General features: G+C 58.1%; 23 protein-coding genes and 1 pseudogene. 7 read left to right on the plus strand and 17 right to left on the minus strand.

What is annotated here, in order from left to right; translation table 11 throughout:
* Nucleotides 1–15: 15 nt before the first annotated feature.
* Nucleotides 16–1,209, plus strand: a complete 1,194-nt coding sequence (locus FIV46_RS17440) for a cytochrome P450 (RefSeq protein WP_139942197.1) — start codon at nt 16–18, stop codon at nt 1,207–1,209.
* An 87-nt stretch (nt 1,210–1,296) separates the two neighbouring features.
* On the opposite strand, the gene FIV46_RS17445 is transcribed toward FIV46_RS17440, so the two are convergent.
* Genes FIV46_RS17445 through FIV46_RS17455 form a run of 3 tightly spaced genes read right to left on the minus strand, consistent with a single transcriptional unit; the run spans nt 1,297 to nt 3,624 of the window.
* Nucleotides 1,297–2,427 (minus strand): amidohydrolase family protein, encoded by a 1,131-nt coding sequence (locus FIV46_RS17445; RefSeq protein ID WP_139942198.1) that lies wholly within the window; start codon nt 2,425–2,427, stop codon nt 1,297–1,299.
* Between the two features lie 42 nt (nt 2,428–2,469).
* Complete coding sequence (locus FIV46_RS17450; RefSeq protein WP_139942199.1) at nt 2,470–2,925, minus strand: nuclear transport factor 2 family protein; 456 nt, start codon at nt 2,923–2,925, stop codon at nt 2,470–2,472.
* Between the two features lie 3 nt (nt 2,926–2,928).
* Entirely contained in the window at nt 2,929–3,624 is a 696-nt protein-coding gene (locus FIV46_RS17455) for a nuclear transport factor 2 family protein (protein ID WP_139942200.1), read from the minus strand.
* Between the two features lie 100 nt (nt 3,625–3,724).
* On the opposite strand from FIV46_RS17455, the gene FIV46_RS17460 reads away from it, so the two are divergent.
* Nucleotides 3,725–4,639 (plus strand): SDR family NAD(P)-dependent oxidoreductase, encoded by a 915-nt coding sequence (locus FIV46_RS17460; protein WP_139942201.1) that lies wholly within the window; start codon nt 3,725–3,727, stop codon nt 4,637–4,639.
* A 7-nt stretch (nt 4,640–4,646) separates the two neighbouring features.
* On the opposite strand, the gene nov2 is transcribed toward FIV46_RS17460, so the two are convergent.
* The 4 genes from nov2 to FIV46_RS17480 form a co-directional block, all read right to left on the minus strand.
* Entirely contained in the window at nt 4,647–6,122 is a 1,476-nt protein-coding gene (gene nov2 / locus FIV46_RS17465; RefSeq protein ID WP_139942202.1) for a lignostilbene-alpha,beta-dioxygenase NOV2, read from the minus strand.
* A gap of 86 nt (nt 6,123–6,208) precedes the next feature.
* Nucleotides 6,209–7,021 carry a CmcJ/NvfI family oxidoreductase gene (locus tag FIV46_RS17470; protein WP_139942203.1) on the minus strand — a complete coding sequence of 271 codons (813 nt, stop codon included), beginning with the start codon at nt 7,019–7,021 and terminating at the stop codon, nt 6,209–6,211.
* Between the two features lie 307 nt (nt 7,022–7,328).
* Nucleotides 7,329–7,805, minus strand: coding sequence for a MarR family winged helix-turn-helix transcriptional regulator (locus FIV46_RS17475; protein ID WP_181163293.1), 477 nt, complete (start codon nt 7,803–7,805; stop codon nt 7,329–7,331).
* A 193-nt stretch (nt 7,806–7,998) separates the two neighbouring features.
* On the minus strand, nt 7,999–8,979 hold the full coding sequence (locus FIV46_RS17480; protein WP_139942205.1) for an AraC-like ligand-binding domain-containing protein: 981 nt from the start codon (nt 8,977–8,979) through the stop codon (nt 7,999–8,001).
* Nucleotides 8,980–9,380: 401 nt separating this feature from the next.
* On the opposite strand from FIV46_RS17480, the gene FIV46_RS17485 reads away from it, so the two are divergent.
* From FIV46_RS17485 to FIV46_RS17495, 3 genes are read left to right on the plus strand one after another with little or no spacing between them, the layout of a single operon-like run.
* Nucleotides 9,381–10,649: a multidrug effflux MFS transporter gene (locus tag FIV46_RS17485; protein ID WP_139942206.1), complete on the plus strand. Its 1,269-nt coding sequence runs from the start codon at nt 9,381–9,383 to the stop codon at nt 10,647–10,649.
* 20 nt (nt 10,650–10,669) lie between these two features.
* Nucleotides 10,670–12,238: an AMP-binding protein gene (locus tag FIV46_RS17490; RefSeq protein WP_139942207.1), complete on the plus strand. Its 1,569-nt coding sequence runs from the start codon at nt 10,670–10,672 to the stop codon at nt 12,236–12,238.
* 38 nt (nt 12,239–12,276) lie between these two features.
* Nucleotides 12,277–12,810, plus strand: a complete 534-nt coding sequence (locus FIV46_RS17495) for a 2,4'-dihydroxyacetophenone dioxygenase family protein (protein WP_139942208.1) — start codon at nt 12,277–12,279, stop codon at nt 12,808–12,810.
* A 69-nt stretch (nt 12,811–12,879) separates the two neighbouring features.
* Here FIV46_RS17495 and FIV46_RS17500 read toward each other — a convergent pair whose 3' ends face one another.
* Nucleotides 12,880–13,896, minus strand: a complete 1,017-nt coding sequence (locus tag FIV46_RS17500) for a zinc-dependent alcohol dehydrogenase family protein (protein WP_139942209.1) — start codon at nt 13,894–13,896, stop codon at nt 12,880–12,882.
* 146 nt (nt 13,897–14,042) lie between these two features.
* On the opposite strand from FIV46_RS17500, the gene bluB reads away from it, so the two are divergent.
* Entirely contained in the window at nt 14,043–14,681 is a 639-nt protein-coding gene (gene bluB, locus FIV46_RS17505) for a 5,6-dimethylbenzimidazole synthase (protein WP_139942210.1), read from the plus strand.
* Between the two features lie 6 nt (nt 14,682–14,687).
* On the opposite strand, the gene FIV46_RS17510 is transcribed toward bluB, so the two are convergent.
* The 4 genes from FIV46_RS17510 to FIV46_RS17525 form a co-directional block, all read right to left on the minus strand.
* Nucleotides 14,688–15,473, minus strand: coding sequence for an ABC transporter ATP-binding protein (locus tag FIV46_RS17510; protein ID WP_139942211.1), 786 nt, complete (start codon nt 15,471–15,473; stop codon nt 14,688–14,690).
* Complete coding sequence (locus FIV46_RS17515) at nt 15,470–16,468, minus strand: FecCD family ABC transporter permease (RefSeq protein ID WP_139942212.1); 999 nt, start codon at nt 16,466–16,468, stop codon at nt 15,470–15,472. The genes FIV46_RS17510 and FIV46_RS17515 overlap by 4 nt, the downstream gene beginning before the upstream one ends.
* Before the next feature lie 158 nt (nt 16,469–16,626).
* Complete coding sequence (locus FIV46_RS17520; protein WP_139942213.1) at nt 16,627–17,622, minus strand: hypothetical protein; 996 nt, start codon at nt 17,620–17,622, stop codon at nt 16,627–16,629.
* A gap of 46 nt (nt 17,623–17,668) precedes the next feature.
* Complete coding sequence (locus FIV46_RS17525; RefSeq protein ID WP_139942214.1) at nt 17,669–18,334, minus strand: hypothetical protein; 666 nt, start codon at nt 18,332–18,334, stop codon at nt 17,669–17,671.
* Nucleotides 18,335–18,564: 230 nt separating this feature from the next.
* On the opposite strand from FIV46_RS17525, the gene FIV46_RS17530 reads away from it, so the two are divergent.
* Nucleotides 18,565–20,583 (plus strand): hypothetical protein, encoded by a 2,019-nt coding sequence (locus tag FIV46_RS17530; RefSeq protein ID WP_139942215.1) that lies wholly within the window; start codon nt 18,565–18,567, stop codon nt 20,581–20,583.
* Nucleotides 20,584–20,598: 15 nt separating this feature from the next.
* On the opposite strand, the gene FIV46_RS17535 is transcribed toward FIV46_RS17530, so the two are convergent.
* The 5 genes and pseudogenes from FIV46_RS17535 to FIV46_RS17555 all read right to left on the minus strand — a co-directional run.
* Nucleotides 20,599–21,714 carry a methyl-accepting chemotaxis protein gene (locus FIV46_RS17535; protein WP_181163294.1) on the minus strand — a complete coding sequence of 372 codons (1,116 nt, stop codon included), beginning with the start codon at nt 21,712–21,714 and terminating at the stop codon, nt 20,599–20,601.
* Nucleotides 21,715–21,751: 37 nt separating this feature from the next.
* Complete coding sequence (locus FIV46_RS17540; RefSeq protein WP_139942290.1) at nt 21,752–22,807, minus strand: protein-glutamate methylesterase/protein-glutamine glutaminase; 1,056 nt, start codon at nt 22,805–22,807, stop codon at nt 21,752–21,754.
* Nucleotides 22,808–22,809: 2 nt separating this feature from the next.
* Nucleotides 22,810–23,451 carry a chemoreceptor glutamine deamidase CheD gene (locus tag FIV46_RS17545; protein ID WP_139942217.1) on the minus strand — a complete coding sequence of 214 codons (642 nt, stop codon included), beginning with the start codon at nt 23,449–23,451 and terminating at the stop codon, nt 22,810–22,812.
* A complete protein-coding gene (locus tag FIV46_RS17550) occupies nt 23,448–24,314 on the minus strand; it encodes a CheR family methyltransferase (RefSeq protein WP_139942218.1) in 867 nt (288 codons plus the stop codon). Before FIV46_RS17550 ends, FIV46_RS17545 begins: the two co-directional genes overlap by 4 nt.
* 325 nt (nt 24,315–24,639) lie before the next feature.
* Nucleotides 24,640–26,766 (minus strand): annotated as a pseudogene (locus tag FIV46_RS17555) (methyl-accepting chemotaxis protein); the annotation flags it as partial.
* Nucleotides 26,767–26,795 lie beyond the last annotated feature (29 nt).

Raw genomic sequence — 26,795 nt, forward strand, 5'->3', positions numbered from 1 at the left:
ATTAGGAGGATATTCATGCCCGCAGAGACGCCGTCTCACGTCCGGCCGGAACAGGTCGTGGACTTCAATTTCTATCGCCCTTGCACGCCCGGTGGCGACCCTTATCTCGCCTGGCAAAGGCTTCAGGATGGCCCGGAAATGATCTGGACACCCCACAATGGCGGTCACTGGATCGCCACCCGCGGCGAACAGATCAAGGAAATCCTGACCGACTACGGCCGCTTTTCCTCGCGCCATGCCTTTATTCCCATCATTCCCGAACGCCCCCGCGGCCTGCCGCTGGAATATGACCCGCCGGAACATGCGCCGCTGAAAAAGATGCTGGCGCCCGCGTTCCTGCCCAAGGCAATCCAGCACTGGTCCGATGAGGCCCGCGCGCTGGCGGCGGAACTGGTCGAAGGCTTCATCGATCAGGGCTGGTGTGAATTCATCGAAGACTTCGCCCAGCAGCTGCCGATCATCATATTCCTGCGTATCCTCGACCTGCCGATGGAAGACCGCGAGCCGCTTCTGGCGGCGGTCAATTCCGGCCTCCGGCCAGTGGACGAGAAAACCCGGAAGTGGGGCCGCGACTATCTCAACAATTATATCGTCGAGCTGGTGGCGGAACGGCGCGAGAATCCGCGTGAAGAGATCCTCAGTGCGGCGCTGCATACCGAAATAAACGGCAAGCTTTTGGATGATGAAATGGCCTACGGCCTGACCAGCGGCCTGCTGGGCGGCGGGCTTGATACCGTCGCCTCAAGCATGGGCTGGATGGCCCTGTTCCTGGCGGAAAACCCGGGCCACCGCCAGCAACTGGTTGACGATCCGTCCCTGATTCCCAATGCGGTGCAGGAGCTGCTGCGCCGCTATTCCATCCCCAACATCGCCCGGGTGGTCAGGGAGGACATGGACTATCACGGCGCCCAACTGAAACAGGGCGAACAGGTCCTGATGTCGGGCTGCCTGTATGGCCTGGACCCGAATATTTTCGAGAATCCCATGGCGGTTGATTTCACCCGCCGGGATGCCTCGCGGCATATGAGCTACAGCACCGGCATCCATCGCTGCATCGGCGCCAAACTGGCCGACCAGGAGCTGCAGATTTTCCTGCAGGAATGGCTGCCGCGGATTCCCGACTTCCGGCTCGACCCGGACCATCCGCCGGAGATGGTCACCGGCATTGCCCACGGCCTGAACAAGCTGCCGCTGCTCTGGGATGCCTGATCCATAAAAATCCGCCTGCCTCCCGGCATGTCTCGGGAAGCAGGCGGTTCAGTCTTTGGCTATAAAGCCAGAGGAATTAGGTTCGATCTAGAGCCGGAACACCCGTTCGGCATTTTCCTGCATCAGCATCTTTTTATGTTCCGGACTGATGTCCATGCGGTCATAGGCGGCCACTTCGTCGCCAGACTGCTGGTAGGGATAGTCCATGGCGTAAATCACCCGGTCCGGCCCCATCACATCCATGCAGAATTTGATGGCCGGCTCCCAGCCCACGCCGCTGGTGGTGATCCAGATATTCTTCTTGAAATAATAGCTGATAGGATGTTCCAGCGTCACCGGATCCTGGCCGCCGCGCAGACCGGGCACCCCGTCGGCATTGGACTGCATCCAGTCAAAACGATAAAGATGCAGCGGCATGCATTCTCCGAGATGGCCGATCACCAGCCGCAGGTCGGGATATTTGTCAAACGCCCCGGACAGGATCAGGCCCATGGTGTGAATCCAGACATCATGGGGGAAACCGCCGAGCGCCCCGGTCATGCCGCGGAACTGATAGGGTTCGTTGTAGCGGGGCGCGGTCGGATGGATATAGAGCGCCGCATCATTGGCCTCCAGTGCCGCCAGGATCGGTTCGAACTCTGCCTCGTCCAGGTAACGCCCCTTCCAGTGGGAATTGAGCACCGCACCACTGAGCTTCAATTCCTGCATGGCGCGGTCGATTTCCGCCACCGCGCCATCCACATCCTGGGGCTGGAAGGCGGCCAGGGCGGAAAAGCGGTCGGGGTATTTGGCACAGGCTTCGGCGGCAATATCGTTGGACATACGGGCCAGACGGTTGCCCTCTTCCGGCTCCAGCACCTGCACCCCGGGCGAGGTCAGTAACAGCAACTGCCGGTCAATGCCGAGCTCATCCATCCGGGCGATACGCTTATCGCCCAGGTCAAACAGGATGTCCTGCAAGGCAGACATGCCGGCGAACATATTGGCCATGGCCAGCGAGGCATCGTCTGAGGCCCGGCCGCTGTTATGCAGCCTCACCTGGGCTTCGACCAGCTCGGGAAAACTCCAGGCTTCCTCGGTGGCAATGCGCTTATAGGGAGCGTTGTAGTCAATTTCCGCTTCAGGCGGCGCAAGTCCCACATGGGAGCGTGGGTTAATCACATTATTGCCAAGGCCGCGCATGCCTTTTTCACTGTTGTCGGAATTATCTTGCGACATGAGCTCTCTCCTTAAACCAGCCTGCTTGACGCAGGCCTGGCATCAGAACATGGTGTTATTATTGGCGGAGATTTCCGGCACCGGCTGCAACACATCCCAATGTTCGGCAATCCTGCAGCCTTCGACACGAAAGATATCGACCACGGCAAAGCCGCGATCCTCCGATGTCGGCTTAGCATGCATATGCACTGCAACCAGATCGCCGTCAGCAATGACCCGCTTTACATCATACTTGAAATCGGGCTGAGTCGAGAGCCAGCCGCTAAGGGCGTCGATGGCCGGTTGGCGACCGTCGGGGGCCACCGGGTTATGCTGGATATAGTCTTCCCGCACCCAGGTTTCGAAAGCCTCCTTTACCTTCAACTGGTCATAGAACAGTTTGCCGAAGGCTTCGACCACCTGGCGCGGCGTTTTGTCACAGGATGCCCCCTCCCCGGCGAAAGCTTGGGGGCACACCAGGGCGGCCATCAGAACGCCCGCGTAGAATGCCCGCATCATGGCTCACTCCTCGAAGGGTTTAAAGGCCTTACCCATCACCGGATGAGCATAATGGTAAGGCACGTCATGGCGATTCGGCCAGGTCAGGCGCGGTTCGGGCAGCAGCTCGTCCGGCCCGATCGGATTGCCGGGATAGATTTCCACCGCCGGCTGCAGATGAGCCTTGGTTTTGGCCCAGCCCTTGTCATAGTCCGCCTGCCACTGGACCATATAGTCGAGGCGCTTGATCTTCCACACCCCGTCCACGCAGACATAATCGTTCTCATAGATTCCGGCTTCATAGAACTGATCCGGCAGACCCTCGGGCTTATATTCCCGGTCTTCATGCACCCCGCCCATCAGCACGGCGCGGAAGCGGCCCTTGGCGGTTTTGCGGTCCGGCGCCACGGTAATAATGTCCTGCATCTGGAAATGATCGAGCAGGAAGCCATCCTCGGGCCCCGGCTTGCCGTGGGTGAAATAATTCTGGAACCAGGTCTTGTAGAGGCGGGCGACTCCTGCCTTGCCTTTATAAATGCCGGACAGGAAGATCACTTCCCCGTCATCGGCAAACAGCTGCACCACTTCGTCATACTGGCAGAAGTCGATATAATAGCCGTAAGCATAGTGAAGTTTGCGGATCGCCTGCTGGTCTTCCAGCATGCCCACACGATTGGTCAGAGCCTGCAGCTCGGCCCTCAGATCAGAGTTGTCAGTCATTTTCCCTTTTCCCTATATTTTTTGGTGTTTATGAATAACATTTGTTAGTATGCTACACTAACTAATAATCAAATCAACATCAATATAGAGAGAAATTTTTATGTCCTGGGAAAACAAGACAGCTTTCATTACGGCCGGGGTGTCCGGCATCGGCTTCGGCCTGGCCCGGGCCCTGAGCAACGCCGGCATGCGCTTGGCGCTCAGCTATCGCAACGAGGACCACAAGGAGCAGGCCGCCCGCTGGTTTGCCGACCAAGGGCGCGAGCAACCATTGTTTTTGAAACTGGACGTCCAGGACCGGGACAGATTCGCCGAAGTCGCCGACGAGGTGGAGAATCATTTCGGCAAGCTGCATGTGCTGATCAACAACGCCGGGGTCAGCGTGTTCGGCCCTACCGACGAAGCCAGCTATGCGGACTATGACTGGATCATGGGGGTCAACTTCGGCGGCGTGGTCAACGGACTGGTCAGCTTCATTCCCAGGATCAAGGCCCATGGCGAAGGCGGCCACATCGTCAATGTGGCCAGCATGGCGGCCTTCCTGCCCGGCCCCCAGGCCGGCATCTATACCGCCAGCAAATTTGCCGTGCGCGGCCTGACCGAGAGCCTGCGCTACAATCTGGCGCCCTACAACATCGGTGTGTCGCTGATGTGTCCGGGCCTGACCCGCACCAATGCCTGGGACAGCGCCACGCGACGGCCCGACGAGTTCAAGGACAGTGGTTTTGAACCTGTGGAAGCGGCGGAACTGGAACAGTTCGGCACCGCCTTCGAGGCCGGCATGGACCCGCTGGAAGTGGGCGAAAAGACCTTGCGCGGCATGACCGAAAACCGCGGCCTGATCCTGACCCATCCGGAATTCGCCCAGGACTTCAGGGAAATTTACGAGACTTCCCTGGCCGCCCTGCCTGACGAGGAAATCCCGGAAGGACGGCTGCATATCGAAAGACTGCGCCGGGAGGCCATGAAGGCGGCGGAGGCCGGCATCAAAACCGGCCTCAAGGACCTGACCTGAAGTCGGGTTACTTTCTGACCGACTTGTCGAGCTCGGCCTGCGGCACCCACCAGCCATGCACCTGGGGCCGCAGCCGGTGCGGGATGGTGATTTTCGCCACCGGCCCGGCCGCCACATTGCCCGCGTCGAAAATCCAGGCGCCCTGATAGAGGTCATCCTCGCCCTGCATCATGTCGACGAAGGAAATCAGCCAGCCTTCATGCCCGTCCCGGGCCGACGGCACATGCACCGGCTCGTGGATGCCGCTCAGCGGCGGGAAGGCATAGGCGTCGATTCTGCCGTTGTCCGGCTCGATCCGCAGCAGCAGGTTGAACTCGGCACCGACCACACCGCCCATCAGCGGCGGACCCTTGAGCTCCGGGTTGACGCTCAGGTACCAGCCGCGCTGGTAGGGCCGTCCCTGGTCTTTGTCGGCAATGCGCGGCATATCGCCCGGAGGGCCGAGCGTCACCTGGGTCAGGTTGTCGTCACTGCCGGTCATGTCCATGGTCCAGCGGATCAGGCCGCCGCCCAGTTCCTGCGGCGGCACATTGAGGCCGGACGCCCGCTGGATAAAGGGAAAAGCGTTGCAGTTGGACATGCAGTGGTCCATATGCACCCGCCCCTCTTCATCTTCGAAACAGTTCATCATGTGATAGGTGGACACGCCCTTCGGCCCCCGGAACCAGCGCATTTCGGAGACATCGCCGTAGCGCGGCATGATGCCGACCCAGCTTTCCAGGTCCATGTGGTGCACCCAGTGATCGCCGCCGGCTTTGAGCCGCTCCAGGTCAGCCGTGGTCGGATAGACCGGGAACACTGCATAATTTTCGGTGATGACAAAATCATGCATCATGGAACAATAGGGCACATCGAACCATTGTTCGTGGGTGAGCGTACCCTCCCTGTCGGCGATGCAGTAGGCCACCTTGGAAGAGGCCAGGCCGTCGGCTTCATAGCCGAAGAAGAACATTTCCTTCGTTGCCGGATCGATACGCACATGGGCAGTCATGGTTTCCGACTTCAGGACGCCGCCGAAATCATAGGAGCCGAGGGTCTCCAGCGTATGCGGATTCATTTCATAGGCGCGGCCGTCCTCCTTGGTCATCAGCAGGCGGCCCCCGTGCCACACCGGGGTGGTGTTGGCGACGGTGCGGTCGACGCCGTCCACTGACGGGTCATCAGTAAAGGGATTGCGATAGCGGCCGAACAGCGCCTTGCCGGCCGCAACTTCGGCCTGGTGCCGGGCGGTCTCGACAAAGCGGATGTCGAAATCCACCTGGCCGTCGGGCCCGAAATAAAGCCGGGACAACATGCCGTCGCCGGACAGGGCGGTGTCATCCTCGAACATCGGCGGAAACGCCGGATCCGGCACCGCACGATAGAAGGCGCCGCGCACCTCCGCCGGAATTTCGCCTTCCACCTCGAGGTTTTTCAGGCTGTATTCCTCGCCGATTGGCGCATTGATCCCGGTAAAGTCCGGGGTATCGGGATATTGTTTCATTGTCTGTCACTCTGTTTAAATTTGGGGTTTAAGATGTCACCCCCTGAACCGCCCTGTTTTTGTTATTTCAGTCCTCAGCCGACCAGTTAATTTTCGTACCAGTAAGCTGTCGCCCGCATTTCAATGCTGACGCGGGGCACCGCGTCCGCGGGGCAAGTCGGATCATTGAAAGCCACATGGGGGACCTGCATGGCCTGCCCGGTCGCACTATCAAAGGTATTGAAAACAATCACTTCATCCGGCGTCATATCCCGGTAAAAATACCAGTGATGATCCGGATTATGGGCCACGACATAGCCCTCGAACGACCATTCCGGTTTCCCGGGTTCGTCAAAGATCGCATCCGCCTCCACCAGGTCCTCCGGCTCAACCGTTCTCGCATCACAAAGGGCAAGGGGCACATCCTGTGGCGCCGCACTCAGGGCGCGCCAGACATTGACCTGGTTATAGCGACGGACCTTTTTCCCTTCGGGGCTGGTCCTCTGGGCCATGCATTGGGCCGTGGCGGGGCTGATATCCACATGGGCGAAGCGGGCCGGATAGGAATTGTTCAGGGCCCCAGCCTTGCCGCTTTTTTCCCCGAAACGAAGCAATCCCGGAGACGTGACAAAGACCTCGTCTGCCCCGGTCACCTGCTTGACCAGGGCTTCGATTTCGGTCTTATGCACATCGGCAACGGCTTCGGGATCGGAAAAATCCATGATGGTGCTTTTGTGAGGGACCAGGGCAAAGCCTTCCCGGTCAACCCTGGGGGGATCCGTCAGATTTCGCGCATTGATGACGCTCATTTCCCTGGTATCTATTTCCAGGATATCCCTGGAATGATCGTTGGCGTAATACCGGGGACGCACATCCATCGGCGCAATATAATTGATGTCGGCTGTGACTGTTTCAGTCATCCTCATTGCCCCTCATCTTCTCCACTATATTTCAGGTGCGACGGTTCATTTTTCCGAGCGCCTCTCCCTGGCCGGCCCGGTGCCATCGCTATTGCCATACCCTTTCATGGCGTCACACATTAGTTTGTGTGACATATTATTATTTGTTTGTATAACCTATTATCTTGGACAGGTGCAACCGTTTAATGACCTTGGCCAAAAGCCATTGTCGCTTTTTACATTCGCGAACAGAAGAAAGGATAGATATAGCAAAGCTGAGCACAGGCCTGATGCTGGTGCAGCAATAAAATAGCAGAAAAATATATTCTTAAGACTGGTTGGCGATCACATCCAGGAATTTGAAGAAAGTGGCCAGCTCGTCCTTGGTGAACAGGTTTTTGAACCGCTGTTCGTGCCCCTTGATCAGTTCCTTGGCCTGGGCCAAAAGGGCTTCCCCCTCATCAGTCAGGCACAATTCGTGCCGGCGACGGTCGACTTCGGACCGCTTGCGTTTGACCAGGCCGCGGGTGCTCAGCTTGTCAATAATCACCAGCATGGTGGCCCGGTCCATCAGCAGCACCGACGCCAGTTCTGACTGAGAAATGGCCGGGTTTTCCTTGATCAGCCACAGAGTTGCCCCCTGACGCTGGGTCAGGCCGATCGGCGCCAGTGTTTCGAGGAAATCGCGCTGCAGGATGATCTGGGCGCGCTTCAGCTGGTAGCCAAGCAGTTCATCAAGACCTTTCAGGCTCACCGGTTTACCCGATGACAGTTGCAGTTCTTCCTTGCCTGTATTATTTGTCATTTTATTCATACTTTCAATCATCCCCCAAGCACATACGGGAGTTTTCTGCATCTGAAACGGCCTTCAGCAGCCCCGTAGTTGATAAATTACAACAGTTAACGTGTCAACCATCCTGATCGCCGCGAAAACAGACAGATAACACCCCCCAAAATCTCGCTTTATACAGTCCGGTGTACCGGTCCTGCCGGATAAGTCAGTTTGCACGCACCTTGCCTCCCTCACCGTTGGGACTGGCGCCGACATTGCGAAAATCCCTCGGGCTCATGCCGTAGTAATTCCGGAATACCCTGGCAAAATGTGTGGTGTTGTTAAAGCCCCAGCCAAAAGCAATTTCCGTGATCGTATGGCCGCGCCAGAGTGCCGATGTCATCTGGCGGGCACATTCTTCCACCCGCCTGCGCTGGATATAACTGGACACGGTTTCACCTTCGGCGGAAAACAGAACGTGCAGATACCGGTTGGAAATTCTGAACGCTGCCGCGACCCTGCCGACGGAAAGTTCCGGATCCCGCAGGTTGATTTCGATATATCTTTTGATCTGGATCCGCCTCGCTCCGGCAACCGAAGTTTCACTGGCTGCGGCTCCATGCTCCACGCTGCAGGCCGTCGCCAGAACATCAAGCAGGTTGTGGGACAGTCTTTGCTCTATTTCCGGCGAAAAATCCTCCTCGGTCTGACTCCAGATACTGCGTAACATGGTCTGCAGGACGTGTCCTGCCCCCCGGTCACCCGCCAGCTTCCTACCGGCAACCAGTTCAGGGCAGGGCAGATGCGCCTTCAATGATTTGGCGGGAATACCCAGACTCAATATGCTGTGTTCTTTTGCATTCAGGATATAGGGCGAAGCACTGTCGCACATCACCATATCCCCTTCGGAAAGCGCCTCCACATGTCCATGCTGGCGGGTTTCCATCGTCCCCCCGATTTGCAAATGGAGAAAAAACAGATGGTCCTTTGCGTTGGAAACATGCGTGGCTGTGCGAATGATCTGGGCCGGCGAAGAGCGGGGATTTAAAAGCGAAAGATTACCGAGACGAACCATATCCATACTTGCCCTGAACTCGTCCGGCTGCAAGGCCACCGTTTCAAGGTCGGTAAACTGGTCACAAATAATATCGTTCCAGTATACGAGCCGCTTGTTTGCCGAGACCGAATCTGTAGAGTAATGGTACATCACAAATTCTCCCTATATTTACATTGCTTTATTCACCGGCCCCAGGCTTGAACTGCCTGTGGTTTTAACGACTCCCAAATGCGCCGGTAAATATTTGTGACCCTTTTTTATGGAATATGTTGTCTAGGGTCTTTTTTGTTTATACTATGCCGCCTTACAAATAATAAGTATAGCTAACTATATCTGCACCTCCCCCGGGACTGTCAAGTATTTGTGTAAGACGTGAGCAAGTAGATTTACAGGATATGACCTATATTCCGGCCTCTTTTTCTGTGTGTTCGCAAATATATTCACCTCCGCCCGGGGAGATAAAACAGAATAACTGCAGAGTAAATAAGGGAGTTTTCCGGACAACGAATCAATGCGATTTGTGCGGAAAATAGTGAAACAGGGAATAGTATATGTCGTCTTCTCGTCATTTGGCCCCGGAGGGCAACCGGTTCATCATTCTGCTCGGTGCGCTGACCGCGCAGGGCGCCATTTCGGTTGATGTACTGCTTCCTTCCCTGCCCTCCATGGTCAGGGAATTGTCCATGACCTCGGCGGCCGCGCAACTGACCATCGGTCTTTATATCGGCGGTTTTGCCGCCGGACAGCTGGGCTGGGGCTGGCTTTCCGACTGGGTTGGCCGGCGTCCGGTGATCCTGGCCGGCACCGGTGGCTACGCCCTGACCACCTTCATGTGCTCTTTTTCCCACAGCGGGGAGGAACTGCTGTTCTGGCGCCTGCTCCTGGGCATCTGCGCCGCCGCCCCCATTACCGTGAGCCGGGCCGTGCTGCGAGATCACTTCACCGGCCGGCTGCTGGCCCGGCGCATGGCGGCAATGACCACGGTTTTCTTCCTCTCCCCCATGCTGGCGCCTGCCCTGGGCACTTTCCTGCTCTATAGCTTCGGCTGGCGCAGTGTTTTCTGGGTCCCGGGCCTGATCAGTGTGATTGCCCTCGGCTTCGCCTGGGTCTTCCTGGGCGAAAGCCATGCAATCTCAAAACGCAAACGGTCCAGCTTCCTGCAGATCCTCGGCACGTTCCGCGACATGATCCTGCATCCGGTCAGCGGCCCGTGCCTGATGATACAGGCCGGCATGTCTGCCGGCATCATGACCTGGATATCGTCTTCTTCCCTGATCCTGACCGGCTATTATCAAATTCCGAACCGGTATTACGCCCTTTTCTTCACGGCCACTGCCGCCGTGCAGCTTTCCGGAACCATCAGCTGCAATCACCTGCTCAGGACTCATACGCTGCCCAAAGTCATGGAATGGGGCGGAATATTTGTCGGCAGCGGTGCAGTGTTGCTGTTTCTGTGCACCGTTCCGTTCAATGCGCCGCTATGGGCGGTGATGTCGTCCATCTGGATTTTCATGTACGGATTCGGCCTGATGGTCCCGGCTACCAGCGGCATGGCGCTCCATGCCTTCGGCCTGGTCGGCGGACTGGCCGCCGCCCTGCTTGGCAGTGCCCAAAGCCTGTTCGGCAGCATCGGCTCCATCGTCTCGGCCTCGCTTTACAATGGAACAGCCTCGTCACTGGGCGAGGGAATGGGAATGGCGGCCGCTTTCGCCTGCCTCATGCTGCTGATCCTGAGCCTGCGCCTGCGCCGGGAGCCGGAACTGGTCGACCATCCGCCGGAAGCAGACACGCCCCTGAATGAACAAAAAACCTCAACCTAATGAAACAAGAGTGAAAAACCATGCGATCCATTGACTATTTTGACAAAGGTGTTGAACGTGCAGGCGACCGTCCTGCCTTTATCGAAGGCGACATGTCCATGACCTTCAAGGAGCTGCAGGCGGAAACCTACCGCTTTGCCGCCGCCATGGCCGCCGACGGCGCCGCCTACCAGTCCACGGTGGCCCTTTACGCCCCCAACCACTGGAGTGTGCTGATCGCCCTGCTCGGCCTGTGGCGGTTTGGCGCCAAATGGGTGCCGGTCAACGCCCGCAACTCCGTCGACACCAACATCCAGTTCCTGAACTATGTGCGCTGTGAGCGCCTGTTCTACCACTCCAGCATGACCGAGGAAGTGGAGGAAATGCTGGCCAACATCCCGAGCTTCACCACGGCGGTGTGCCTGGACAAGCCGAACGGCGACCACCCCTCGCTCGAGCAATTCATGAAGCGCGGCGAAGGTGTCGATTGGCAGGAAAAGTGCGACGCCTTCGGCAACCTCGATGAAATTGTCGGCCTGTTCGCCACCGGCGGCACCACCGGCCCCTCCAAAGGGGTCAATGTAACCAACCTCGGCTGGGGCACCATGCTGTCGACGGCGTCCTGCTACTGGGATGTGCCGGATATCGAGCCGGTCTGCCTGGTGACTGCACCGATGACCCATGCGGCCGGCCCGGTCACCGTCGCCACCATGTCCATCGGCGCCACCCAGGTGATCCTGCCCGGCTTTGATGCCGGCAAGGTCCTTGAAGCGATCGAGAAACACAAAGTCACCCACATCTATCTGCCGCCCACCGCGCTCTATATCCTGATGGATCACCCGGACCTGAACAAATATGACCTCAGCTCCCTGAAGATTTTCCTGCTGGTGGGCTCCCCGGTGGCGCCGGAAAAACTGCGCCAGGCCGTGGAAATCTTCGGCCCCTGCATGTGCCAGTGCTATGGCCAGGTGGAATCCCCGATGATCACCACCTGGCTGGATCCGGCCACCGTCGCCAGGGCCGCGGCCGGAGACCACCCGGAACGCCTCGCCAGCTGCGGGCGGGCAACGCCGCACGTGCGGGTCGGCATTATGGATGATGACGGCAACCTGCTGCCGCCGGGCGAGCGGGGCGAAATCGTCTCCCGCGGGCCGCTGGTCAGCCACAGCTATTTCGAAAAACCGGAAGCCACCGAGGAAGTGCGCACCTTCGGCTGGCATCATACCGGCGATGTGGCCTACCGGGATGAAGAAGGCTTTTTCTATATTGTCGACCGCAAGAAGGATATGATCGTCACCGGCGGCTTCAATGTCTATTCCGCGGAAGTGGAAGCCTGCATCCTGGAGCTGCCGCAGATCCTGGAATGCGCCGTCATCGGCATTCCGCACGAAAAATGGGGCGAAGCGGTCACTGCCATCTGCGTGCTGGCCGAAGGGGAAAGCATTTCCGAAGAGGACGTCATTGCCCACTGCAAGACCCGGCTCGGCGGCGTCAAGGCTCCCAAGAAAGTGGAATTCTGGACCGAACTGCCGAAAACCCCGGCCAACAAGCTGGACAAGAAAACCATCCGGCAGAAGTTCTGGGGCGATTCCGACCGCAACGTCGGCTAAACCATAAGATAGAGGCCAAAATATAGAGGAGAGACAAGATGCCTGAAGCACCAAAATCAGAATTCTGGCGCGATATCATACCCATTGAAAAGGTTTTCAAGCCGGATGCCGCGCCGGAAACCTATTACCCCAACACCACGTCGGGGGACGAGCGATACTGGGTGCCCATTTCCGACACTGTCTCTTCCCGTCCCCTGTGGATTTCCCCGTCCCGCAACATGTGGGCCGACATCCTGATGGCCAAGGAAGCGGGTCTGGTCAACCGCCATTACCACCCGCACCAGATCTTCGCCTACACAGTCAGCGGCAAATGGGGTTATCTGGAACATGACTGGACTGCCACCGCCGGAGACTTCATCTATGAAACCCCGGGCGAAGGCCATACCCTGGTGGCCTATGATCACGAAGACCCGATGCAGGTCTTCTTCGTGGTCACCGGGCCGCTGATCTGGCTCGATGAAAATGGCGAGGCCGCCGGATATTTCGACGTCCATGACTATATCGCCATGGCCAAGGAACATTATGACAAGGTGGGGATCGGCGCCGACTTTGTGGACACCCTGTTCCGCTAGGACGTCACGTTTCACAACAAAAAGCCGCTCAACCGAGCGGCTTTTTTTCATGTCTGGTGTACGCCGGGATCAGACCGTGATGACAATCTTGCCAAAATGGCTGGCGGTCATCTGGTGCTGGAAGGCCTCAACCGCCTGGTCGAAGTCAAAGGTGGCGCCGATCACCGGCTGGATGCCGTTGGTGGCAATGGCCTTGTTCATGCCGTCGAACATATCCCGGTTGCCGACAAAAATGCCGCGCAGGGTGGCCGCCTTGAACATCAGGCCATGAGGGCTCAGGTCCCCGTCCGGGGCCGCCAGCACCCCGATCAGGGCAATCTCGCCGCCGGAACCCACCGCCTGGTAGGACAGCGGCAGGGTACCGGCACCGCCAACCTCCACAACCTGGCTCACGCCCTGGCCGCCGGTCAGCTTCATCACTTCCTCGGCCCAGTTCGGAGTGTTCCTGTAATTGATCAGGCCGTCCGCGCCCAAGGCCTTGGCCCGTTCCAGTTTTTCGTCACTGGAAGAGGTGACGATCACCCGCGCCCCGGCCATGCGGCCGAACTGCAGGGCAAACATGGACACCCCGCCGGTCCCCAGACACAGCACCGTATCGCCGGGCTTGAGGGTCCGCCCCTCCATCAGGGCGTTCCAGGCCGTCACCCCGGCGCAGGGCAGTGTGGCCGCCTCTTCAAAGGACAGATTGTCCGGAATGCCGACCAGGCCCTCTTCAGACAGAACCACATATTCCGCCAGCATACCGTCGAGCGGCGCCCCCAGGGCAATCCCCGGTATCGAGGCCGGCGGATGGCCGTTGACCCAGCCCTGGAAAAAGGTGCCGGCAACCCGATCCCCGGCCTTGAAGCGGGTGACGCCATCGCCCACAGCCTCCACTTCCCCTGCCCCGTCAGACAGGGGGATGGTGTCCCGCTGCAGCGGGCCGATAAAATATTTTCCGATCACCACCGCCTGGTCGCGGTAGTTGAGCGATGTCGCCCTGACCCTGACCAGGACCTCGCCCGGGCCGGCCTCGGGCTTGTCCAGTTCAACCTGCTTCAGGCCGTCAAGGCTGCTGCTGCCGGCTTCAATCTGATATGCTTTCATTTGTCGCTCCCTGTATTTGCATTTAGTTTGTTACAAAAACAATTTATACGTCAAGTCAAACTTGCCCGGATTGAAAATATCGCTCAGTCGTTGAACTTTACGGGCTATAGAGTATCCTGAAAATATAACCATAACAGGACACCTCCATGGAAACCCCGGTCTTCAACAAGGAATTCAGAGAAAAGCTGCACGACCTGCTGGTCTGGCGCCGGGATGTCCGCCGCTTCCGCACCGCCCCGGTGGCTGAAGACATTATCCTCGATTGCCTGCAGATGGCCTGCCGCGGCCCCTCGGTCGGCAATTCCCAGCCCTGGCGCTTTGTCCGGGTCAAAAGCGCGGAAAAAAAAGACCAGCTGATCCGGGCCTTCGAGATCGAGAACGAGAAGGCTCTGGGGGAGTATGAGGGCGAGGACGCCGCCCTCTATGCCCGGCTCAAGCTGGCGGGCCTTCGGGAAGCCCCGGTGCAGATCAGCGTCTTTGCCAATGTGGCCACCGCCGTCGGCAAGGGGCTGGGATCGCGCACCATGCCCGAAGCGAAAATGTATTCGGTGGTGTCCGCCATCCAGATCCTGTGGCTGATGCTGCGGAGCTATGACGTGGGCCTGGGCTGGGTCAGCATCCTACCGCCGGACAAGATGGCGGAGCTGCTGGAGGTGGACGAGTCCTGGGTGTTCATCGGCCACCTTTGCATCGGTTATCCCGAAGAACAGACCGACACCCCCGAACTGGTCAAGGAAGGCTGGCAGGAGCGTTTGCCGATGGAAAAATTCCTGCTCGAACGCTAGGAGGCCTCAGAGCTTCTCCGCCGGCACGATAAATTCCTGTCCGTCCGCCTGCCAGCGCACCGCCCGGATGCCGTAGGCGGCAGCCAGGTTGTCATCCGCCAGCACCTGTTCCGGTTCCCCTTCCGCCAGTACAGCCCCCTTGTGAAGCAGCACCAGCTGGTCGCAATACCGCCGGGCCAAAGTCAGGTCATGAAGGACAATCACGATACCGTGGCCCTGCCCGGCCAGATTTTTTAATATTCCCATTACCTGCAGCTGGTGTGAGGGGTCAAGGGAGGCGACCGGTTCATCCACCAGCAGCCAGGAGGCATCGGTGGCGATGGTGCGGGCCAGCATGGCGCAGGCCCGCTCGCCGCCGGACAGGGTGGTGACGATGCGGTCCCTGAGGCGGTAACTGTCCGTCATGGTCATGGCGCGCTCAATCGCCTCCCGGTCGGCGCTGCCGATTTTCTGCCACGGCCCCAAGTGGGGCAGGCGGCCGAGGGCGACCATTTTTTCCACCGTCAGGGGCCAGTGCACCGGCGCCCCCTGGGCGGCATAGGCCAGCTTCCGGGATCGTTCCGCAATCGTAATATTGTTGAGCGGTGTGCCATCGACCCGGATTTCCCCCGCCCCGGGCTCGATCAGGCCAAGCAGTGACTTCAGCAGGGTGCTCTTGCCGGCCCCGTTGGGGCCGATCAGGCCGGTGATGCGGCCCGGCGCAAACCTGAGGTTGATATTTTCCAGCACCGTGCACGGGCCATAGCCCACCGCCAGCCGGTCGATTTCGATTTCGCGCTCCACCCCGGTCATCGCATGGCCTCCCGCGTTTTATAAATGATATGCAGGAACAAAGGCGCGCCGATCAGCGACGTGACCACGCCGAGCTGCAGCTGCTGATTGCCGAACGGCAGCCGGGTGATCATATCGGCCAGCAGCAGCAGAATGGCACCGCCGAGGGCACTGGGCAGCAAAAGACGCCCGGGCGCATAGCCCACCAGCGGTCGGAGGAAATGGGGAATCACCAGGCCGACAAAGCCGACGGTGCCGCACACCGCCACCACCGCGCCGACACTGAGCGCCGCCCCGAGGATAATGCGCAGGCGCAGCAGTTTCATGTTGATGCCGAGTGTGATGGCCGTCTCCTCGCCGAGGCTGGTGGCGTCCAGCCCCCGGCCGGTACCGAGCAGCAGGCCCCAGCCCACCAGCACGAACGGCAGGGTCAGCATCAGATCGTCGAAGGTGCGGTTCTGCAGTGAGCCCATCAGCCACATGACCATGTCCTGCAGGGCCAGCGGATTGGGCGCGAAATTCATCACCAGCGCCATGATCGCCGCCGCCAGCGAACTGATGCCGATCCCGGCCAGGATCAGGGGCAGGATGCTGGCGTCCCGCGCCGCCAGATAAAGCAGGACTGCCGTGGCACAAAGCCCACCGGCCATGGCCAGAAGCTGCAGCGCCATGGGAAAGACCGACACCAGGCCGAAGGAAATGGCGACCACCGCACCGAGGCCGGCCGAGGCAGACACGCCGATCACGCCGGGATCAGCCAGCGGGTTGCGCAGCAGGCCCTGCAGCGCGGCACCGGACACGCCCAGCGTCGCCCCGGCCAGGATGCCGATGGCGACCCGCGGAACCCTGAGTTCCTGGATAATGATGGCGATATTTTCCTCACCTTGGCCGAACAATCCGGACATCACCTGGGAAACGCTGAGGTCAACCGGGCCGATCATCAGGCCGGCTGCGGCGCATAAAACAAGCGCCGCGGCCAACACCGGGACCAGCAAAACAGGAGTCTTCCCGCTCATACATCAGTTCCTGAGTTCAGGGTGTCTGACTGGGTCATTGGTCCTCCGGTGCTGGTTACAATAAAAAAGGCTGACTGCAAGTCTTAGCCATTTTGCCCGGAGGGGACAAATGAAAACCGCAGTCAGCCGGTCCGGTTGATGCCGTCCTGTCGGCAGGATCAGGGGGTCAGTTCCAAAGTGGCGACAAATTTATAGTCATCTTTTGACAGCGTGGTCGTGTAACTTTTCGTTGCATAAAGCTCGAGCTTGTTGCCCGCGATGGCAATTTGTCCGATCGGCACCAAGTTGCCGATGACCTGGTCCTTGTGGCTGCCCTTCATATATTTCTTGTTTTGCTCATATCCCGGATGATCTTCCACATGTACCCCGATCACATCCGAAATGGTAAAGCGGTAACGGGCATACAACCTGCCCATACCGTTGAAATCCTTATGCAGTTGTTCCGCCTTGTCGGTTGGCATGGATATCCAATAGGTTTTGGCCTCCTTCACGGCGGGAATCTCATAGCTGACCGGTTTGCGGTAACTGCTGACCCAGGGGATAGGCCATTTGTTACCCGTCGGCACATAGACCGGCCAGGCCTGCTTGTCGAAATCATAGCGCCCTACTGTAAATATCAGGTCATTGGAGGTTTTATTATAATCGATTTCGGGGTTGGACTGGTTGTCAATCCAGGGCGCCACTTCAAATGTGGTCGGTGCGCCCTCGGACTCCTCCAGCATCTTCGCCTTGAATTTTTCCTTATTCTTGCGCCAGTAGAATTCGTCAACAAGCTTTTCATTTTCTGCCGGATAGAAGATTTTCACAAACGACTTGATATCATAGTCCGGCCGCACCTCCAGAATATCCGGGGCGATGCTGAGAACGGCGCGGGCCATGATCCGGGCCGTAGTTGGATGTTTCCCGCCGGATACGGTCGCCGGCGCCGTCGCCGGGGAGCCGCCGGAAGAGGAGCTCTGGGCTGACGAAGAAGATGATGATTTTTCCGCCTCACCAAGACCCACCGTTTCCTTGGCCTTGTCCTCGGCCTCGTCCTTGACAATCTCCTCGGCCTTTTTCTTCAGCTTGTCGAATATGCCCGCTTGAACCTGTGGCTGGGCCACAAAAAGAAACACTGCCGCCCCCACGGTTCCCATAATCAATTTCCGATGCATGATCTTCTCCTTGTTTGAATTGTTTTTCTGGGCGTGAACTGATTTTTCAGGCTTCGGCCACAGCGGCTTCGCCCTTTGTGCCGATAACCCTGTCGCGCAGCTGGTCCGGATCGCCGGCCAGATAGCCCTCCAGAATCTTGCGCGCCTTTGCCTTGGCCAGCATGCGGACAATGAAAAAGCTGAAAAAGGGCGCCACCAGCAACCCAAAGGCGAAGCCCATGCCCTCGGACCACAGCAGGACCGACCAGACAAAGGGGGTGGCAAAAAAGGCCGCCACCGGCCACCAGGACGTATTCCCCAGCAGCGGCAGCGTGACCCGGCCCGGGTAAAACATGGCGGCGAAATCATCACCCCAGAAATATTCCTTCATCTGGTGGTTATAGACGGCAATATAGGGACCGTTCTTGGCCCCCTTCGGGATCGCCCACATGACGGTCAGCACACTGCCGTTGCGGCACGTGATGCCCCAGTCTTCAAATGTGAAGGACTGTTCGTGGCCGTCCCGGCCCTGCAGGATGAATTGATTGTGGCGGGTGGTCTTGGAGCGTACATCCACATAGTTTCCCACCGTCTGACCGCCGACATTATAACCGCCACCACCGCTACCGGTGACTTCCGTTTCCGACCATTGTTTTTCATCGACGACGGTGCCGGTGAAATAATAGATATCGTAGCTGCGACCGTTGACCGTCACCTCTTTCAATAGCGCCATGACATTATCTCCTGTTTGTTTTTCCTGTGATCCGGACATTCCCGACATGACCTTAACCACATGAAAAACATAAACTATTTCGGAACAAAAAGCGTCGAACGCTATCGGCCTTTATCGCTGCTTATCGCGGGATATGACATTTTTTTGAGCCGCTTGAACTTGGTCACCGCTGCCGATAGACTGTTGTAAGACAACTCTTCAGGAATGCCTCATTCGGGGAGTCGGCAAAGATGGAGAATAACGGAAACGGCGACCAAAACGGCCGGACGCGCAACCGCGGGGTCCGGGCCTCCCGACTCAAGCTTGAAAAGGCGCTCGCCGAAAGCGATCTGGACAAGAAAACCCAAGCCGCGCTCGCCAATCGCATTGCCGACCTGGAAGAGCTTGACGCGGCGCCCAAGGACCTGGTGAGCAAAGTCTTCCGGGAACTGCCCGTCGCCCCCCAGACCATAGAGCGCATTGCCCGCGCACTTGGCGTGGAGGCGGCCAGCCTTTACCTGACTGAAGAAGACGAACATTTGTCTCCGCCACCGTCCTCGCATCCTGTTCCGCCACCACCGGTTCCAACGCAAACAGCGCCGGCCTGGTTCCGTCCGATCGCCTTGTGGCCGACAGCACTCCTGATGGTCGCCATCGTTGCGATTGTTTTCACCGTTCGCGCCTTTTCCCCCAACAGCGACCTGACCTGCCGGGTCAATGAGTTCTTCACGCCCCTGCACACTCCGCCGGGACGGCTTGGCGTCATTATTGCCCGCTTTGGCAATGATCCTGAAAACCGGGGCCAGCGGATGCTGACAAGGGAATTCCTGAAAGATGCAAAGCTCAGTCGCTACGTGACCGTGCTCCAAGCCTGCGACCGGCCGTCGCTCAGCGGACCGGGAGATATCAGCGCCCGCCTCGAGAAAATCCGGGGAGACGGACGGCAAAAACTGACCCGAACCGGGGCCCATATCCTCATCTGGGGGCAGAATGACGGCGACCGGCTGCAGGTCCGTTTCATATCACCGGGAACCGGCATCAGCCCGGTTTCCCTCGATATTGGCGGCCGGCCGACCCAGATTGCCGAAAGCCAGCTGACCATCCCGCTGGAATTTGACCAGCCGGATGATACCCTGCCGGACATCAAAAAGATCGCCCTCGAGCTGATGACGCCGGAAACTGACGACCTCCGTGCCGTGCGCCAGGAAGCAGTCCGCTCCTACCAGGCCTCGATGGAATGGCTCCGGGCCTCAATCCTGGGTGACCGCAACGTGAAACGGACCATCAATCCGAAAACAGACCCGCAGCTCTGGGCCCTGCTCAACGGACAGCTGTGTTATAAACAGCGCCTGCTCGGCGACTATGACGCTGACCTTACCCAATATCTCGAAGCGGAACAAAGCTGCCGGGATGCCCTCGAGGTGCGTGACAAGCAACAGTATCCCCGGGACTGGGCAAGCCTTAAAATCAACCTGGCCAGCACCCTGATCCGCCAGCATCTTTATGCCGACAGTCCTGAAAAAAGCCGCGAGCTCCTCAGACAGGCGGAAACAGTGATGCTTGAAGCCGCCGAGGTGCTGGACGAAAAATCCATGCCCCAGCTCTGGGCCCTGCAGAAGCGCAATATGGGCGTGGTCTATATGCGGCTGGGGGAACTGAGCGAAGGCGACGAGGCGGAATATTATTTCGACCGCGGCCTGGAAAGCATGCAGGCGGCGCTGACTGTCCTCCGCCCCGAATTCCAACCCGTGGACTGGGCCCTGACCCAGCAGAATATCTGCCTGTCACTCTACCGCAAGGGATACAACCGCGGCACGGAGGGCATTCCGCTGGTTCACCTGGCCGGCGAGCACTGCCGGGAGGCTCTGCGCTGGCTGGACCCGGAAAAAACCGGCCTGACCTGGGCCATGGTGCAGAATAACCTGGCGGTCAGCCTGGCCATTCTCTCGCAACTGGAAGGAAAACCGGACCAGCTTGCCGCCGCCATCGACGAATTCAGCAAAGCGCAAACCGTCTATACCCGTGAGCGTTTCCCGGCCAACTGGGCGGAAGTGGAAATCAACCTTGGCGAGCTGAATTGCAATCTGGCAGTGCTGCGCAGGGACGCCGCCTACCTCGAGGAGGCCATCACTCATTCAGAGCAGGCGCTGCAAGTGCTGATGAGCAAGAAACTGGGCCGTTACCAGACCTATCTGGAAGGGCTTCTCAAGACCTACAAGGCCTGTCAGCAGGAAGATATCTCCAAATGCAGCTGCAGCCCCGCACAGTGACGGCGGCTTTTCCCTTCAGAACATTTCAATGCCGTCGTCATCCTCGTCATCTGCCGGAGCGACCGCCGGTTTGACATCTTCCACCGGCGTCCTGCCGAGCTGCTTCAGGAAACGGTCGCGGACTTCCTGCAACGGGAAATTATCCACCAGCCTGTTGATCCAGTCTTCGAGGTCCTGTTCCCGGGGGGACGCCCCCCCTTTCAGGGCGCAGGCGGATTCCGCTTCCGCTTCCCTCAGGAACTCACCCAGCTTTTCCAGGGTAACCCGGATTGTCCGCATATACTGACTGGAGCGATCCTGGTATTGCAGCCCCGTGGTCAGACCGGAAATATCGCCGGATATTTTTGTCGACAGCGCAGAGGATTCCTGCAGCTTCTTCTGGAATTCCTTGTTATATTCCATCAGGTTGTTCATCATTTCGCCGATCTGGTCCTTGGCGGCAATGTTGGGATTGATGTCAATGTTGGCGATATCCTTGAGCCTGTCGAAGCTGGCGTGGATTCCCCGCGAAACTTCGCCCATCCGGCCCTGGATATTGCCGGCCACCGAATTCACCATATTGGACAGGTCGCGCATTTCATCAGAAACGACCGAAAAGCCGCGCCCCGCTTCCCCGGCGCGGGCGGATTCAATCTTCGCATTCAGTGCCAGCAGGTTGGTCTTCTTGTTGATATCCTCGATCTTGAGCACCATTTCCTCGGCCTCGGTAACATGCTCGATAACGTCCTCAAGGTCGGTCACCATGATCAGGGCCTGCTTACAGAGGTTGAGGACCTTTGAGATCCCGTCATTCAGCGTATCATCAAGATAGCGGATCAGGTTGGGCAGCGACCTGTCATTGTGTTCATCGGTCATGAAGCTGGCGGATTCAATGATTTCATTGATGCAGGCGCTCTGGGCGTTGGTCGTTTCAATGACGGTGCTGAAACAGCTGGACAGCTCGCTGGTATGCGTTTCCACCAGGTTGGAAACAATATCCAGTTCCTTACACAGATGGGTAAAGCTTATACGCTGGATATCTGACAGGCCGTTCCAGCGCCGGAGCAGGTCCAGAACCTCTTCGTCCGCAGAACCATCAAAACTTTTGGCCGTGTCCGCTTGTTTGCTGAGCGGTGATACATTCATTTCCATTGTTTCTGCCCTATTCCTTGCAAAATCCATATCAGCCTCACCCGGCTTTTCTGCAGGCTTCACCAATGTCCCTGCAGGCGTTCAAAATATTTGATGCCATTTGTGACAGCGGCAATTGTTGTTCCACTGCCCCTGTTTTCCATGCAACCCCGCACATGCCATAGACCGTCGCTGTCGCCTCGTCCTGGCCGAAAGTCCGCGCTCCGGCCTTGCGCATCTGCAGGAGCCCCTCGGCGCCATCCTTGCCCATACCGGTCAGGATCACACCGATCGCCCGGTCACCCACGGCCTCGGCAACGGAGGCGAACATGGCGTCTACCGAAGGCCGGTGACCGGAGACCTTGGGCCCATCCGTCAGATTACAGGTGTAGTAGGCGCCGGACCGTTGTACTCCCAGGTGCGTATCTCCCGGTGCAATGAAGACATGGCCGGGAATAATGCGTTCCCCCTGCCGGGCTTCGCTCACCTGCATCGCTGTTTTGCCGTTCAGCCGGGCCGCAAACCCGCCGGTGAATTCCTTCGGCATATGCTGGGTAATCACCACCGCCGGTGAATTTGCCGGCATCTCCTCCAGAATCTGGGTAATAGCCTGCACACCGCCGGTAGACGCCCCGATGGCTATCACCTGCTCCGTGGTGGAAAAGGACAGGTTCGGTTTCGCGTCACCTTTCAAAACAAGCTGCCTGACCCGCGCCCCCGCCGCCGAACGAACCTTTGCGGTGATTTCATCCTCCAGCAGAAGCAGGTTTTCCCGAAGACCGGACATGGGTTTGGCCACATAATCCACCGCCCCCAGTTCCAGCGCCTTCATGGTCGCCTCGGCACTTTCCTGGGTCAGGGAGGAAATCATCACCACCGGCGTGGGGCGCAGCGTCATGATCTTGGACAGGAAGGTAATACCGTCCATTTTCGGCATTTCGATATCCAGTGTCACCACATCCGGATTAAGTTCCTTGATCATCTTGCGTGCAATCAGGGGATCAGGGGCGGCACCGACCACTTCCAGGTCGGGCGCCCTGTTGATGAGGCTGGTGAGCATCTGCCGCATCAAGGCGGAATCATCGACAACCAGAACTGTTTTCCTGCGCTTCATCATCAGCCGGCTTCCTTGTTCTGCAGCTTCAACGGGGCGGCATCCGGATTCAGGCATTTACGCAGAAGCCGTGTCTCTTCATCCAGCACCCCAACATCGGCAGACCGTTTCAACAACAGGCGTTCCACCCGGCCGGAAGCCGGGAAATAATGAATACGCCGCGGATAGGGCCCGCCCAGGTCGCAGGCTTCCGCTTTCAGGCCCCTTCGGTCGAGATAATCCAGGATGAAGGCGGCATTTTCCGTGCCAACCGCAGAGGCATTCCTGATGACATTGCCCCCGCCAAATATCTTTATTTCCAGGTGCGATTTTTTACATCCTGTCTCGAGAATGGCATTGAGGAGAAAATCCATGGCAAAATCGCCGTACCGCAAAAAGCCGTCCTCGCCGCCCCAGGAGGAATTGCTCCGCTTTGACGGCAACATGAAATGATTCATGCCGCCGAAACCGGTGTTCACGTCGCGAATACAGGCAGAGACACAAGAGCCCAGTGTTGTTGACAACATTTCCGACGGATCGCTGGTAATCCAGCAGTCGCCGGGCAATATCCGGATCACATTGACATTGCGCATGTAATCGAAATAGGGATTCCGTTCGTCATTTAAGGTATGTTTTCGACGGTCCGTTTGCCTGACTTCGCTCATGACGCCACCTTTCTGAAGGAGGCACGCCCCGACGGGGCAATAGCTTGCCGGTCACCAATCAGAGCTTCTGAATGGCCAAGATACAGCATGCCGCCCGGATTGAGTTTGCCGCTGAACTGGTCCACCAGACTATCTTTCGTTTCGGCATCAAAATAGATCAGGACATTGCGGCAGAAAATAAAGTCAAATCCGTTCTGCATCGGCCAGTCGTGCAGAAGGTTCAGCTGTTTAAAGCGCACCAGTTGTTTTACGGCAGGGTCGATTTCATAATGCCCTTCGGCGCAGTCCCGGATATATTTGTCCGCAAATTTTTCCGGCAGGCTGCTGACTTCCGCCGAGGTATAGACGCCTGACCGTCCCTTTTGCAGCATGTTGCGGTCGATATCCGTTGCCAGGACCAGGATATCCCGACTGCTGCAATCCCCCAGCACCGAAGCGGCGATCATGGCGATGGAATAGGGTTCCTGTCCACTGGAACAGCCGGCCGACCAGACACGCAGTTTTTTCACGCCGCCGCGCTGTGTCTTCTCCATCTCCCGCAAGCGACAGCCAAAATCCTTCAACTGGTAGCTTTCCCGGAAAAATTTGGTCAGGTTGGTGGTCATGGCGTCAACCAGGGCATGCAGTTCCGCACCTGAGGGGTCTTCCCTGATCAGCTCAACATAGTTTTTGAAACTTTTCAGTCCCAGTTGCCTGATCCGTCGCGCCAGGCGGGAGTAGACCATTTCATATTTGGTCGCCTTGAGGACGATCCCGGTCTGTCCGGAGACCAGCTCTGCAAGGAAATTGAAATCCTTGCGGCTGAAGTCAAATTCTTTTCTCTGCTTCCGCGGCATCGTTGCCAGTCCTCCGGTGTTCAGCATTTGACGGTTCTCAAGACAGTTAAAAGGGAGGGACGGGGAGCAGCTTCAGGCTCCCCGCCAACCGATCCTAGAATTCGCTCCAGTCCTCATCGTCAACAATGTCGACTTTTTTGGACGCCGCTTTCTTTACCACCTTTTTGGGAGCCGCCTTGGCAGGCTTTTCCTCTGCAGCCTTCGGCCCGGCTGCCGGTGCCGCGCGCACGTACGCCTCACCGATATTGAAGAACTCCATCCTGGAGGTCATGTTATGGGCCTGCTCTTCCATGGACCTGGCCGCGGCAGTGCTTTCTTCCACAAGGGCTGAGTTCTGCTGGGTCATATCGTCCATTTCGGTGACAGACTTGTTGATTTCCTCGATGCCGGTGGACTGCTCCTCGCTGGCGGCGGCAATTTCGGAAACAATGTCGGTGACATTCTTGATCGACTTGAGGATGTCATTCAGGGTGGTTCCGGCCTCACCGACCAGGCGCACGCCATCCTTGACCTGGTTACCGCTGTCGACAATCAGGTTTTTGATGTCCTTGGCAGCTTCAGAAGACCGCTGGGCGAGCTTGCGCACTTCGGAGGCGACAACGGCAAAGCCTTTGCCGGCATCGCCCGCCCGGGCGGCTTCCACTGCCGCGTTCAGCGCCAGCAGATTGGTCTGGAACGCGATCTCGTCAATCACCCCGATAATGTCGGAAATTTTCTGGGAAGACTGCTCGATCCGGTCCATGGCCGTTACGGCATCACTGACCACTTCACCGCCCTTGGTTGCCACGTCGCGAGCCTCCTGGCTAAGCTGGCTGGCTTCCTGGGCGTTTTCGGAGTTATTCTTCACTGTGGCCGCGATCTGTTCCATGGCCGCGGCAGTTTCCTCCAGGGCCGAAGCCTGGGATTCAGTCCGTTCGGACAGGTCGGCGCTGCCTTCGGCAATCTGCGAGGCGGCACTGGAGACCTCATCGGCGCTCTCAGCGATGGAAGCGACAATCTCGGCCAGTTTTTCCGCCATGCCGTTGCTGTCCTGCTTCAGGGCGTCAAAGGTGCCCTGATAATCGGTTTCAATCCGTTTTGTCAGATCGCCGTCAGCCAGGTAGCGCAGCATCTGTCCCACTTCCGTCAGGCCCTTGTCGCAGATGGAGGCAATTTCATTGACCCCCTTGGCGATGTTCAGCATAAAGCCCTGCTTGCCTTCCTCGTCAATACGGGAGGTAAAGTCGCCGACGCTGATCGCCTCAACAACCCTGGCGATTTCCGCCTCGGCGTTGCGCTCGTCGGTCACATCCTTCCATTCCACCACGGTGCCGAGCCGGTTGCCGTCCTCGTCATTGACCGGATTGGCAATCAGGCTGAACTTGCGGGCACCGACGGTGATTTCCGTCTGGTAAGTGCTGGCCAGCCGGGCCAGCAGCTCTTTCTGGTGGGCCGGGTTTTTATGGAAGATATCCATATTGGAGCCCAGCACCTCGCCGGCCCGGAAATTGGGCAGGGATTTCTGCAGGTCCTTTTCCGCCACCTGCAGCATCTCGTTTACGGATTCATTCATGTAAATGATGTCACCGTTCATATCGGCCAGCATGACGTTGGTGGTACATTTATCCAGACCAACCTTGATCCGGGCATTGGCCGCGGCACGCTCGGCCCGTTCCCGTTCCTCACGCAGCTTGTCCGTCACGTCGGCCCATTCCACGCTGGTGCCAATGCGCTGTCCGTCGTCGTCCAGCACCGGATTGGCAATCAGGTTGAAGGTGCGTCCGCCGAGCTCAATGGAGCCTTCGTAGGTTTCCGTCAGGGCGTCCAGCATCCGGCGCTGGTGGGCCGGGTTTTTATGGAACACATCAATATTGGCGCCCAGCAGCTTATTCACATCGAAATTGGGCAGTTCGGTGCGGATATCCTGTTGCGCGTTAGTCATCATCTCGACCATGGTCTTGTTCATATAGATGATGTTGTAATCCTGGTCCGCCAGCATCACGTTGGTCTTGGCGCCGTCGAGCGCCTCGCGAATGCGGGCATTTTCGCTGGCGATGGCCGCGGCTTCCCGCTCCGCCTTCAGCTTGTCGGTCACATCCTCCCACTCCACGCTGGTGCCGGTGCGATTGCCGTCCGCATCGAACAGCGGCGTTGCAATCAGGGTGAAAGCCAGATCCCCGACCGTTATCGAGGTGCTGTGGGCCGCGCGCAGGCCGGCCAGCATGCCCCGCTGGTGCGCCGGGTTCTTGTGGAAAATATCGATGTTCGAGCCGATCAGAGTATGGGCGTTGAAATTGGGCAGTTCCTTTTTCAGTTCCGCCTCATTCCCGCGCATCATCTGGGTCATGGTCTCGTTCATATAAATGATGTTGTAATCCGCATCCGCCACCATCACATTGGTCTGGCAGTTGTGCAGAACGGACAGCAGCCGGTCGTCGCTTTTCTTGCGGCCTAGCTTCAGAATGTTCAGAAGCTCGAATTTTGAACTGTATTTGGACATGGTAGTCTCCAATTGGCTTTTATATTTGC

The sequence above is a fragment of the Emcibacter nanhaiensis genome, assembly GCF_006385175.1.
Lineage (GTDB): Bacteria > Pseudomonadota > Alphaproteobacteria > Sphingomonadales > Emcibacteraceae > Emcibacter > Emcibacter nanhaiensis.